The following is a 13063-nucleotide window of genomic DNA, read 5'->3' as shown; positions in this document are numbered from 1 at the left end:
TTATGAATAAACTGAAAAAGCTGGCTCATGTTGTCGCAGGGCTGGGGCTTGTGTTGCCTGCAGCCGGTTACAGTAACGTTTCAATCTCGGACCGGCCGTTATTTGTTGACGGTAATGCCAAGCCGAATATTGTCTTTGCGGTAGATGATTCGGGGAGCATGGATTATGAAGTGGTCACCACTTTCACTGAGCCGTTTTTCCAGACCGTTTGTGACAATGATGGCGCGAACTGCAAGGATATCTCGTATAAGGCTCGATATCTGTTCAACAGTGGCGCCTCACCCGATTTCGGGGGCGGTTGGCTGACAACCACAGGACGTGGAGGCCAACTGCCGTTCATTAACCGGTTCAAGTATCTCCGTTCGCCAGATTATAATGCGGCTTATTTTGATCCCGGCGACCTTTATACGCCTTGGAAAGACGCATCTGTTGACGAAACCTATGGTGATGTAAGTCCGACAGCCGCACCCTACGAGCCGACGCTAGCCGGTAGCCTGAAGCTGGATTTGACCTCCGATACCAAAGATACCGCCGGCAACACGTTCTATCCTGCAACCTACTATGTCCGTTTAACCGAGGGTAACTACTCGCAAAGCGGTGTAAGCAAATCCTGCGGCACCGACGGCGCCTATAAGGAGTGGGTGGATCAGCCAGGAACCTTTAATTTCCCGGATGGTATTGACGGGTTTGGGCCGGATAATGCCTGCCTGCAGGAAGTGGAAATTACAGCCGGGACGCCCGAAATGCAGAACTTCGCGAACTGGTTCTCGTATTATCGGCGCCTGCACCACACGACCCGTGCGGCAATTGGTGAGGCGTTGCGTGGTTTATCCGGCATGAACCTGGATATTTTCTGGATCAATCAGCTGGATGAACTGGCGATGATGGATCTGGATACTCAGGGGGGCGCTTTCCTGTCGGATTCGTACAACCATTTCAATTCAACCTGGACGGGCGGAGGGACTCCGTTAAGGAAGGCCCTGCAGCACGCGGGCGAGCAATTTGACAGCAATACCAATGTTATTGAAGCTGAGTGTCAAAGGAATTACACGCTTCTATTTACCGACGGATTCAATAACGAGTTTATCGCCGGGACGGTTAACAATGCGGATGGCACGGAAGGCAAGCCATACGCAGATGAGGCTTCGGATACCCTTGCCGACGTCGCTATGACCTATTACAAGCGGCAGTTGAGATCGACGGACGCTTCGTTGGCGGCCGGGCAAGTGCCCCTTGGGGAAGCTTGCTTCAAGAAAGAGGGAGACCCTGGATACTCGCCCTACACCGATATCCCGGTTGAAACCACCGATCCAAGTTACGATCCCTCGGCCGACTGTAATGTCAATCTGCACATGAATACCTTTACCATCGGCTTTGGTTCCAAGGGTGCCCATATTGCCGGTCAGGGTTATGACACGGTTGCGGATGCTTATGACGGCTATCCTGACTGGGCGACGTACCCCGACTGGTCGTTGGTTGACTACAACGCTGCAGACGCGAACCAGATCGACGACCTCTACCATGCTGCGGTCAATGGTCGTGGCGAATTCTATAACGCGACAAACATTGCGGATTTACGTAAGTCCATGTCCGCAGCGTTGCGGGATATTATCAAGACCACCGGAAGTGCGACCAACGTAACCTTCAACACTGCGACCCTGGAAGAAGGCAGTAATGTCTACACCGCTTCGTTCAACAGCGGGGACTGGAGTGGGTCGGTTGCGGCTCGGGCGTTGAACACAGTAACCGGCGGCATCGGCGAGATTGTTTGGGATGCGGCTGATGTGTTGAACACGCAAGCGCCATCCAGTCGGTTTATTGTCACGGGTGTGCCCGCCGTTGCCAGTGATGTTATCGATGGCGTGCTTTTCAACTGGGATAATCTCAGTGCGGATCAGCAACTCGATCTGAATGGAACCGACAGTCTTGGTCTGGCTCGCCTCGCGTATTTGCGCGGGGACCGGAGTAACGAAGGTTCCATTTTCCGCACCAGATCCACCGTACTTGGTGATGTGGTCAACTCCTCGCCAATATATGCGGGAAAACCTGCCAGTGGTTGGCCCGATCGGGATCCCTTTGGCGTGCCGGACACTTTGACGGGTGACGGTACATATACCAACACCGGACGGTACTCGGGCTTCAAGCAGAATCAGTCCGAGAGGACGCCGATTGTGTATGCCGGAGCCAACGATGGCATGTTGCACGGATTTAACGCCAACACCGGGGAAGAGCTGTTGGCCTATATCCCCTCCGGTGTTTATTCAAGTTTAAGTAATGAGGGGCTGAAGTACCTTACCGACCCGCTGTATGAGCATCGCTTCTATGTCGACCTTACGCCGGCAGTTTCGGATGTCTTCATAGGTTCCGCTGCCGGGCTGGATCCTGAGTGGAAAACGGTATTGGTGGGAGGCATGCGGGCTGGTGGTCGAGGTGTATTTGCCCTGGATGTGACCGACCCTTCCCAGTTTGCCAACACCGATGCGGCTGCGGCTGATCTGGTGTTGTGGGAGTTCGCTGACAGTCGCTTGGGATACAACCTTGAGGCGCCGGTCGTTGGTATGGTGAAGTGGGGTAACAGTGACTATCGCTGGAGTGCCCTGATCTCCAGTGGCTATAACTCGGATACTGGCGAAACCGGACTCTTCGTACTGGACATTGAGGCTGGCCAGGATGGCTGGGATTCGGGCGAAGTGATATTTGTTGATTTGGCGGATACCGGAGGTTTGTCGCCCCTGCGGGCTGTCGATTTCATGGATGAGGATGGCGTGATGGTGCGCGACGGCATCATTGACCGGGTCTATGCGGGGGACTTGCAAGGTAACCTCTGGGCCATTGATATGACCGGCGGCAGTGCAAACTGGGGGACGGTCTATGCCGATGGCAATGGCAATAATGCTACACCTGTGCCGTTCTTTGTCGCGACCGATGCGTCTGGCAACCGGCAGCCAATTACGTCCGCGCCGGTAATGGGGCGAAACCTGTATAACACTGCGGGAGCGGGTGCCAATCTCTTTGTGTTTTTTGGCACAGGGCAGTATCTTTCCGACACGGACCCCACCAGTACAGCAACGCAGAGCTTCTACGGCGTTTGGGATACGGGAACGACCGTGCTTCGGTCTGAACTTGAACCTCGCACCATTACCCAGACAACAGACCAGGGTTTTGAGATCCGCACAGTGTCCGGGGAAAGCATCGACTGGACCGCAGATACTGCCCACGGCTGGGTCATGGACTTCGATTCTGCCGTAACAGGCGAGCCGCTGGGTGAGCGGGTTATCTCAAGCCCTCTGGTGCGGGGCGAATACGTGTTGTTCAACACCATTACCCCCAAGCAGGGGCTGTGTGAAAGTGGTGGTTCCAGCTGGACAATGGCGGTGCGCTTCGATGGCACGACCCCTGACAGAGCTGTCTTTGATGTAAATAATGACGGTTCAGTGAATAGTACGGACGGCCTGGTCGCGGGTGTGCGCTATGGCGACGCTCTGATTCTGAACATGAACCTGTTGGGTGATAACCTTTATCGTCAGGCATCGGATGGTGAAGTGGATCAGGGGAAGATTGCATTGGGTGGCGGTAAGACGCTGGGTCGGTCGGGCTGGCGTGAAATCTATCAGGAGTAATGCAGGATGACTCGAAGTATGAGCCGGATACCAGGCCGCCAAGGCCGCGAAAGGGGCTTTACGCTGATTGAGCTGATGATTGTCGTTGCTATCATCGGAATCATCGCGGCAATCGCTCTTCCCAGCTACAACCGTTACATAGAGCGAACCCGGGCAACGGACGCTCAGGGAGCATTGATGTCCGCTGCCAATGCGCTGGAACGGTATTACACCCAGAACAACACCTATCTCGGTGCGACTCTCGGTGCTGGAGGTGTTTTTCCGGATGAAGCGCCTATTGATGGCAACACCAAGTTTTATGACCTGGTGATCGTTGACGTGGCGGACCCTACAAAGGCGAATACCGCAGCAAACTCCTATCGCCTGGAAGCTCGCCCCAAAAACGGACAGGGCTTGGGTACAATTGTCCTGTTGTCGAATGGTCAACGAATAAACTGGCAGTAAACGAAAAAACGCCCCGATTTCGGGGCGTTTTTGCTTATTTTCCGCAGGAAATCGCTTGCCCGTAGGCGTCCTCAACAATCCCGTCACCGTTCGTATCCCGGGCTAACTGGGGCCGTCCTCCCATATTGATCCGGATCTGCGCAGCCCGTGTTACGTCATTGTCTGGCGGGCACCAGACCAGATTGCCAATTGCCTCCAATGCCATACCGGTTGGCCGGAAGCGGAAGTAGGGTCTGTTGCCGGACTTAACAATTAACCTGCCCCCTGCAAGTCCACTACTTAACCGAATCAACTGGCTTGGGTCACTCAAGGTCTTTGTTCGTGCCGGGTCCCGGAAAACGGCAATGGGATGAGACCAGTCAGCAATACAGCTATTCGTGGCATCAAGAGGGCAGAGTGTTACGGCTCCCTGCTCCTGAACCGCTGAGTTACGGGCAAGATTGATCAAGGTAATCAGGTCGCTGATTGCAGAGTGTTTGCGGGAGTTAGCTATTACGCCGCCCATGGCGGGCACTACCTGGGAAGCAACGATTGCAACAATTGCCAATACGATAAGCAGCTCCACAAGTGTAAAGCCACTCGTGGGCCTGAGCCTCAGGAGGTTCTTCATTTGTCGTCATCCATGCACTTGATCGGGCATCCTGCCCGGGAATCGCCAAGACTAGCAGTGCTTCCGTTGGTTGTGGAATGTATCTGGAGATTTGTGACGCACGTCGCAATGTTTCAGGATTGTCAATTGTTGAAAAATTGCCCGAATCTGTCCGTTTATGCCACGTACAAGCCTCGCGAGATGCTGTAATGTCGCGATGATAGGGAGGGTTTTTTCTTCCTGCACAGCGCGCTGTATCGGGAGTTTTTTTATATGACGCTCAAACCCGCAAAAGGGTTCACGTTAATTGAGCTGATCGTAACCATCGCGGTGCTGGCCATTGTTGTTGGCTGGGCCGTACCTTCCATGGTCACCATGATCAACCAGAACCGGCTGACGGCCACCTCCAATCAGATGCTCGGGTTACTTAACCAGGCACGCAGCGAGGCGCTGCGCCGTGCGGATCGGGTTTGGGTATCGCCATTGACCGGCACCGCCTGGTCTTCCGGCGCGGTTGTCTGGCGGGATGCCAATGGCGATGGCGCCCGCTCCGACGCGGAGATCATCCGCATGATGGAAGGCAACAGCGGGCTGGTATCTGTTAGTGGATCTGCCTCATCCCTTGCTACAGCTCCTTTCGGATTTGACGGTGCAGGCTTTGCGATCGAAGAGCAGGCCTACAGCCTGACCCTGTGTGCCGATGGTCTTTCGAACGGCCAGCTGATCGAGATCAACGGTGGCGGCCAGATTCGGACCAGTGCAGCAAACTGTGGAGGTGGCGGATGACGGGGCATCAGCGTGGTGTGGGAATGATTGAGGTGCTGGTGGCGGTACTCATCTTTGCCATCGGGTTACTGGGGGTGGCCAGCATGCAGGTTTTCACCCTCAAGATGAACAGTAATGCCGAAACCCGTACCCGGGCAACCCTGCTGGCCACGGATATGGTGGAGCGGATGCGGGCCAATCCTGGCCAGTGGAACGCGTACAACATGACTTTCGCCCAGTGTACCGCGGCGGTCGCGGACACCCCTGCATCGACGGATGTGGCCGCGCTGGATCGTCGCCAGTGGTGTATGAACGTCAGCCGGGAGTTGCCGGATGCGCAGGCGGCAGTCGATATGGCGAATGGCGTGGCCACCATAACCATCCGCTGGGAGGAGCGCGAGGGCCGGGAACTGGTCGACGGGGATGGCAACAGCACAGGGTCCGAGCGCAGCAGCAATGAATTCGTTCTCAGGGCGAGGCTGATCAATGCGTAACTCCAGCAAGCCAGTACACGGTGGGCAAACCGGCCTGTCACTGATCGAATTGATGATTTCCATGACCCTCGGGCTGATCCTGATGGCCGGGCTGGTGCAGATCTTTGTCGCCAACAAGCAATCGTTTGTCCTTAGCCAGGCGCTGGCGAACGTTCAGGAGTCCGGCCGTGAAGGCGCGATGATCCTGGCGCGGGAAGTTCGTAATGCCGATTACTGGGGCTGCATTACCGAGGCAACATCGGTGCAGAACAACCTGAATCCGGGGGGCACGGATGACGTGCTGGACTTCACCCGGGGCCTGGAAATTTACGCTGACAGCTATTCCACCAATGCCATCGTTGATGGCTCCCACGTGATTGTCCTCCGCGGCATTGGTGGCGGCCCGGAGGTTACCGTGGACAAGGTGCCGGCGGCGGATTCAGCGTCCCTGCACGTCAGTGATGCATCGATGTTTGATGTGGGTGACATCCTGCTGGTTAGCGATTGCGAGAACGCCAATATTTTCCAGGTCAGCAAGGCAAACGAGAATGGCAACGATCTGGTGGTTCACAACACCGGTGGAACCATGACGCCCGGCAATGCCATTAAAACCATGCCCAAGAAGTACAGCGACAACGCCAAGGTGTATCGGCCCTCCGTGACCCGTTACTCGGTACAGGCAGACGCCAGCGGCCGGCGTTCGCTGGTGGTTGAACGAGCCCTGGTGGAGAGCAACAGTGGCGATGCCAGCAGTCTGGGAGCTGCCGTGGAGCTGGTTGCGGAAGTCCGTGACATGCGCACGCTCATCGGTGTCGACACGGATGGCGATGGCGCGGTGAATGAATGGCGGGATCCGCCCGCAGCCACCGATGCCGGTGCCGAGGATGTGTTGGCGACCACGCTGGCGGTCAGGGTCAGCCTCCTTGTGCGGTCCCGCGATGAGAGTGTGAGTGATGACCCGGTGGCGGTCTGCTTCCCGGGCTGGCTGGATTGCACCAGTGCGGCTACCGGATTGCAGACACCGGCGGACAGCGCTCTGTATCGGGCCTATACCTTCACGTCCAGTATTCGCAACCGGATTATCGGGGAGGGGTGAGCGATGGTGACAACGAATCTGAGGCGCCAGCACGGTGCTGCGCTGGTGATGACGCTGCTGATCCTGCTGGTATTGACCCTGCTCGCCGCCAGCAACATGGAGCGGGTGACTATGCAGGAGCTGATGGTCAACGCCCAGCGCGATGGCGACGTCACCCTTGAGCTTACCGAAGATGTGCTGCGGGAGGCCGAGCGCCGTATCGATAATGGCCTGGTCGTGCTTTCGGATTTTGACGAAGGCGGTCCTCTCTACGTGGCGGGCTCTGCTCCCGATCCGGAACAGGCCGCTACCTGGGCCGACGGTGCCAGTTTCGAGGCCACCGAAACCTACACCGCCTGGCAGGGCGCCTTTGACGGCAGGACGTTTCCGGTGCCCCGTTATTTCATTGAACTGGTCGGTGATGTGGCCGGTATGAGTCAGGTGACCGATGTGGTGATGGCCGGTCGCCAGGATATGACCACCGGCGCTGCGCGGCCACAGGGATTCCGTATTGTCGCTATGTCCCAGGGGTTCAGCGGCAACGCCCGCCGTATCGTCGAAGTCTATTACGCAGGTGAACTATGAGTGGCCGCTTGATTGTGTTTGTCCGGAATCTGTTGATTGCCTGCGGACTGGTGTTCCCGGCGGCAGGCTTTGCCGCGCAACTGACCCCGTCGCAAACGCCGCTGTTCATCAGTCAGGGGGTCAAACATAACGTCGTCTTCACGATGGATGACTCCCGCCATATGGATCTGGAGGTTCTCTTCGATGGCGCGGCCTATGGCCGTGTTGACGACGAGACCCTGACGACCTGGTTGGGTAATCTGATTGAACAGACCGCACCAACGTTTGGCAGTGACGAGTTGGCGGCGTTCAAGGCACAAGTCACCAGCCAGTTGATCGGCGATGCCGCCTACGGTTATCTGTTTGAGACCTCGCTGGCTCCGGAGAGCTCAGGCGTGCGCCGCTATAACGGCCAGCGCCTGAACGAAGACTACCTTGTTGTGCCGCCAATCAATGCGTTTGGCTTCATGCGCTCCAGCGCATACAACCCGCAGTACTACGACCCCTCTGCGACCTATGAGCCCTGGCCGGGCGCAGCCTACGCCGCGGCGGAACTCGGTAATCCGCTGCTGGATCCCAACTATTCGCTGACCTTCGATGACGCGGCTACCACGGCTGGCGCCGAGTTGCTGGATGGTTTTACCAGTGTGTTTGAAGATGGCTGGTGTGCGGTTGCCGAATGGTGGGCCCAGTGGGGCATCGGCGAGGTGCCGGAATTCTGCCTGGCAACGTATCCGCTGGCAGAAACCCGGATCATGCCGTTCGCGTTCTCGGGTGGTATTGGCGAGCAACTGAAAATTGGCAACCAGTCACTGGAAAACATCAGCACGGTCGTGACGGAAGGGCTCGACGGCAAAACCAGCCTTTCCAGTGTGACCAGCATGGGGCTGGGGTGCACGGCCGAGCAACTGACCCTGAACTTCCAGGATTTCGTGGGCGACGGTGTTCAGGATGTGTTTTACCAGTGTGTCGCCTACACACCGGCAACCTACTTCGTCCCGGTTGCCGAAGGAAGCTTCCGCTTCAAAGCGGACCCGCTCGCACTGTTCCTTGATGGCAGCTGTGCGGCGCCGGATCCTGCGTTGTACCAATCGGTGATCCAGGACTGGTCACTGGAAAATTCCCTGGTTTTTGAACGACCAGGCGGCGGCGAATTTGAAGGTACTCTTGCGCCGGATGGCCGCTGCCTCGAAAAGGTCCGGGTGAACGAAGACCGAATCTACAACGCCGGCACTGAATACGAGCGCACCTACCACCAGGAGTTGCAGAACTTTTCCAACTGGTTCCAGTACCACCGCCGCCGTCACCAGTCCGTGCGATACGGGCTCGGCAAATCGCTGCAGTCCATCAGTGGCGTCCGCGCCGATCTGGTCACGGTGAACGATCAGGCCACTGATGTCGCTATGCTTGATACCAGCGACCGCAGCACCGGTGGCGATTTCGAGAGCCTGTTGACAAAGGTCTACCACGCATACGACGGTGTTCCCGCCACCAACGAGGCGCCGTTACGCGGTGCGCTGGACTTCGTGGGTGCCCAGTACAAACGTACGGGAGACGGCGCACCGATTCAGTATGAGTGCCAGCGCAATTACACCTTGATGTACACCGACGGCTTTGCCACCGACTACGAGTCCGAATCGTCCACCCTGGCGGAGATCGCCTCCCGGTATTACAGCGATAACCTGCGCAGTGATCTGCCGGCGGGGCAGGTGCGCGTGCCCGGCCAGTGTCTGGACGACGATCCCGACCCACGGCTGGACTGCAATACCAACCTGCACATGAATACTTACGGGGTTTTGCTCGGCGCCAAAGGAAGCGTCTACGGCCAGCAGATTGACGGCACGCTCTACAACTCTGTGGATGCAGCCTATGACAACCCGCCCGTCTGGCCGGATGCCAACACCGTCAGTGCGAATATCCTGACCTACCAGATTGATGACCTTTACCGGGCCACGGTTAACGGCAAAGGTGAGATCTACAATGCCCGCCTGCCGTCGGAAATCAGCGAAGGGCTCAACCGGGCGCTGGAGGATATCGACAACCAGTCAGGTGCGGCGGCCGCCGTGACCTTCAGCAGCGCCACGGTGGAATCCGATTCACTGATCTTCAGTGCGATTTTCAACAGCCGGCGCTGGAGTGGCCAGCTGGCGGCGCGCGGCCTTAACAGCAACAATGGCCGTCTGGTGCAGGATGAGTCAGGGTCCTACATCGGGGAGGTGGTGTGGGAAGCCGGTGCCCGGCTGGATGACCGTAACCTGAGTGCCAGCCCGCGGGACATCATCACCTACAACCCGGATTCGGGAACCGGCGTGGCATTCAGCTGGGATGCACTGACGACCGCTCAGAGGGCGGATCTGTTGGTGGGCACCGACGCGCTGGACGCCGCGGCGGCCGAGGACCTCGCCAAGGACCGGCTGGCTTATCTCCGTGGCGATCGTGGCAGCGAAGTGCCGGCAGGGCCGTTCCGGATCCGTGACAGTCGTCTCGGGGATATCGTGCACAGCGCGCCAGTGTTTGTTGATCGTCCCGGGATGGGCTGGCCAGATGTGCCGCCCTATGGCGCGGAAGGCGCCCGCTATTCCGATTTCCGCAATTCCGACGCAATTTCGGCGCGCACACCGGTAGTCTACGTCGGCGCCAACGACGGCATGCTCCACGCCTTCGACGCGACCCGGGAAGCTACCGGCGGTACCGAGCTGTTCGCCTATGTACCCAACCTCGTGTTCAGTGACCAGCCGGGGCAGGGGCTCAATTACCTGACGGATCCGGCCTATCTGCACCGTTACTATGTCGACCTGACGCCAACGGTGGCCGATGCCTTTATTGATGTTGGTAGCGGCGACCAGTGGCGGACGCTCCTGATCGGTGGCCTGAGGGCTGGCGGGCGTGGGCTGTTTGCGCTGGATATCACTGATCCGGATGCGGTCAGTGAGTTCGATGCGGGTGATCTCGCACTCTGGGAGTTTGTCAGTGATGACCTCGGTTATGTAATCGAGCCGGTCAACGTCATGTTGACGGACCTGGGTTCCGGCTATGAGTGGGTGGCGGTGTTCGGCAACGGACTGGATGCGCCGAGCGGGCGTACCGGACTTTTCATGCTGCGCCTCGAAGGTGGTCTGGACGGTACCTGGACGGAGAACAGCGATTACTGGTTTTATGAAGTTGATGCAGGGCCGGAATCCGGCGGGATGAACGCCGACCTGCGCCTGATCGATCTTGACGCGGACAAACTCGTGGACCGGATCTTCGCCAGTGACCTGGATGGCCGGATCTGGGCGTTTGCCTACGATGCCGCCACGGATGCGTGGAGTAGCGCCTACAACCAGAAGGTCAGTGGCACTGACGTGCCGGTACCGTTGTTCACAGCACCTTCAGGGCAACCGGTAACTTCGGCGCCAATGGTGGTGCGCAACCCCTATGTGCAATCCACCAGCCAGAACGCCCCTAACCTGCTGGTGCTGTTCGGAACCGGGCAGTACCTGAGCCAGGATGACGTGCTGGTCACGCCGGCGACGCAGTCGTTTTACGCAGTCTGGGACTCGGGCAGTTCGGCACTGACGAAGGCAGACCTGCTGGCCCGGGATATCAGCGAAACCGTGACGGCAGACGGCCTGGTGCGCAACCTGAGTAGTGACAGCCTGGCCTGGGGCGACAAAAACGGTGAATACTCCGGCTGGTATATCGATTTTGACACTATCTCCGGGGAGCGGGTGGTGATGGTGCCGCAGGTGCGGGGTAACACCATACTGTTCAACACCACCATCCCGCCCACCAACGACTGCGCCTCCAACGGTGCCAGCTTCCGCATGTTTGTGGATCTGGACGGCACGGATCCGGGGCGCCAGGTGTTTGATACCAACGGCGACGGCCAGGTAAACAGCCAGGATCTGGTGGCCTCGGGTTTCTATTTCACCGGTGGAATCCTGTCGATGTCACGCATTCTGGGTAATGTGATGTTCGATAATACCGCGGGCGGGATCGGCGATCTGCAGGACTTCACCAACGAAAACGTGGTGGATTTCGGCGACCAGACTCTCCGCGGCCGGCTGGGCTGGCGCGAGCTGATCAGTCGCTGATTCGGTTCGCGGGAGTGGTATTCGGGGCAGCCAGGGGCTGCCCCGAGTCATGCTGGCGGCGGGTTTCCTACTCCATCCCGAGCTTCTTCAGCCGATAGCGCAATGCGCGGAAGCTGATGCCCAGCTTCTTGGCCGCGGCGGTCTTGTTCCAGCGTGTTGCTTCCAGGGCTTTCTCGATGGCCTGACGCTCGATGGTTTCAAGGAAGCCCTCCAGGTCGATGTCGCCGTCGGGCAGTTCCGGCGCCACCAGATCGTCGCGGCTGTCGGTTGTGGCGTCGGAGGTTGCCAGCGGTTGCGGAGCATTGCCCAGGTGCAGGTCCCCGGCGCCAATCTGATCGTTGTCGCAAAGCGTGAACGCCCGCTCGAGGATGTTCTCCAGCTCCCGCACGTTGCCGGGGAAGCGATAGGCTTTCAGTCGCTCCAGGGCGGCGGGCGCCAGGGTAGCCGGCTCACATTCGTATTCCCGGGCAATGCGCTCGAGAATATGACGGGCCAGCAGCGCAATGTCGTCCGGTCGTTCCCGCAGCGGGGGGACCGCCAGTTCAATGACGTTGATGCGGTAGAACAGGTCCTGGCGGAAGCTGCCTTCACGGACCAGTTCCGGCAGGTTCTTGTGGGTGGCACTCAGTACCCGGATATCCACCGGGATTTCCTTGGTGTCACCCACCGGTCGCACGGCTTTTTCCTGGATGGCCCGCAGCAGTTTGACCTGCATCGCCAACGGCAAATCCGCTACCTCGTCGAGAAACAGGGTGCCGCCATCGGCCGAGCGGAACAGGCCGTCCTTGTTGTCCACCGCGCCGGTGAAGCTGCCCTTTTTGTGGCCAAAGAATTCGCTTTCCATCAGCTCGGAGGGGATGGCGCCGCAGTTGACGGCGATAAACGGCCCTTCTGCCCGCGGCCCCTGCAGGTGAATCATCCGCGCCACCAGCTCCTTGCCGCTGCCGGACTCGCCGCTGATAAAGACCGGCGCCTGGCTGCGGGCGAGCTTTCTCACCTGGCTGCGTAGCCGTTTGATCTCCGCCGAATTGCCCAGTAACAGCCCGGGATCATCACCCAGGGTAGCTGCGTCGGCCGGAGCGTCCGACAGTTTGAGGGCGCTGTTGATCAGCTCCCGCAGCCGTGGCAGTTCCACCGGTTTGGAGACGAAATCAAAGGCACCCGCCTTCAGGGCTTCGATGGCAGTATCCATGTTGCCGTAGGCGGTAATGACTGCGACAGGGGTGTTGGGGCAGTTCTGGCCAATCCAGCCTACCAGGTCGATACCATTGCCGTCGGGCAGGTTCATGTCGGTGAGACACAACTGGGGCTGGTGCTCTGCCAGCAGCGCCCTGGCACTGGAAATGTCGGGTGCGGTGAGGGTGTTGATGCCCATCCGGGTGAGGGTAATCTCCAGCAGGTCCCGGATATCCGGTTCGTCGTCAACAATGAGCGCGGTGTGATTGGTCATCAGGTGG

At 58.5% G+C, this 13063-nt stretch carries 9 protein-coding genes; 7 read left to right on the top strand and 2 right to left on the bottom strand.

Annotated features, from left to right (window positions below; translation table 11 throughout):
• Positions 1-2 precede the first annotated feature (2 nt).
• Positions 3-3620, top strand: coding sequence for a pilus assembly protein (locus tag CLH61_RS15365; RefSeq protein ID WP_170003761.1), 3618 nt, complete (start codon positions 3-5; stop codon positions 3618-3620).
• A gap of 6 nt (positions 3621-3626) precedes the next feature.
• Positions 3627-4064, top strand: coding sequence for a type IV pilin protein (locus tag CLH61_RS15360; RefSeq protein ID WP_099615651.1), 438 nt, complete (start codon positions 3627-3629; stop codon positions 4062-4064).
• Between the two features lie 34 nt (positions 4065-4098).
• On the opposite strand, the gene CLH61_RS15355 is transcribed toward CLH61_RS15360, so the two are convergent.
• Positions 4099-4674 carry a GspH/FimT family pseudopilin gene (locus CLH61_RS15355; RefSeq protein ID WP_099615773.1) on the bottom strand — a complete coding sequence of 192 codons (576 nt, stop codon included), beginning with the start codon at positions 4672-4674 and terminating at the stop codon, positions 4099-4101.
• Between the two features lie 252 nt (positions 4675-4926).
• On the opposite strand from CLH61_RS15355, the gene CLH61_RS15350 reads away from it, so the two are divergent.
• The 5 genes from CLH61_RS15350 to CLH61_RS15330 are packed head-to-tail and all read left to right on the top strand — an operon-like array spanning position 4927 to position 11606.
• Complete coding sequence (locus tag CLH61_RS15350) at positions 4927-5439, top strand: GspH/FimT family pseudopilin (protein ID WP_099615650.1); 513 nt, start codon at positions 4927-4929, stop codon at positions 5437-5439.
• Positions 5436-5912 carry a type IV pilus modification protein PilV gene (pilV, locus tag CLH61_RS15345; protein ID WP_099615649.1) on the top strand — a complete coding sequence of 159 codons (477 nt, stop codon included), beginning with the start codon at positions 5436-5438 and terminating at the stop codon, positions 5910-5912. Before CLH61_RS15350 ends, pilV begins: the two co-directional genes overlap by 4 nt.
• On the top strand, positions 5905-6987 hold the full coding sequence (locus CLH61_RS15340; protein WP_099615648.1) for a PilW family protein: 1083 nt from the start codon (positions 5905-5907) through the stop codon (positions 6985-6987). Before pilV ends, CLH61_RS15340 begins: the two co-directional genes overlap by 8 nt.
• A 3-nt stretch (positions 6988-6990) precedes the next feature.
• Positions 6991-7551 carry a pilus assembly PilX family protein gene (locus tag CLH61_RS15335; protein WP_099615647.1) on the top strand — a complete coding sequence of 187 codons (561 nt, stop codon included), beginning with the start codon at positions 6991-6993 and terminating at the stop codon, positions 7549-7551.
• Positions 7548-11606, top strand: a complete 4059-nt coding sequence (locus CLH61_RS15330; protein WP_099615646.1) for a pilus assembly protein — start codon at positions 7548-7550, stop codon at positions 11604-11606. Before CLH61_RS15335 ends, CLH61_RS15330 begins: the two co-directional genes overlap by 4 nt.
• A gap of 67 nt (positions 11607-11673) precedes the next feature.
• Here the strand turns inward: CLH61_RS15330 and CLH61_RS15325 are convergent, their stop codons facing one another.
• On the bottom strand, positions 11674-13056 hold the full coding sequence (locus tag CLH61_RS15325) for a sigma-54-dependent transcriptional regulator (protein WP_099615645.1): 1383 nt from the start codon (positions 13054-13056) through the stop codon (positions 11674-11676).
• Between the last annotated feature and the right edge of the window lie 7 nt (positions 13057-13063).

The sequence above is a fragment of the Marinobacter profundi genome (assembly GCF_002744715.1).
Lineage (GTDB): Bacteria > Pseudomonadota > Gammaproteobacteria > Pseudomonadales > Oleiphilaceae > Marinobacter > Marinobacter profundi.
Note: the sequence above shows the minus strand (reverse complement) of the source record. Positions and strands in the feature narration are given on the sequence as shown.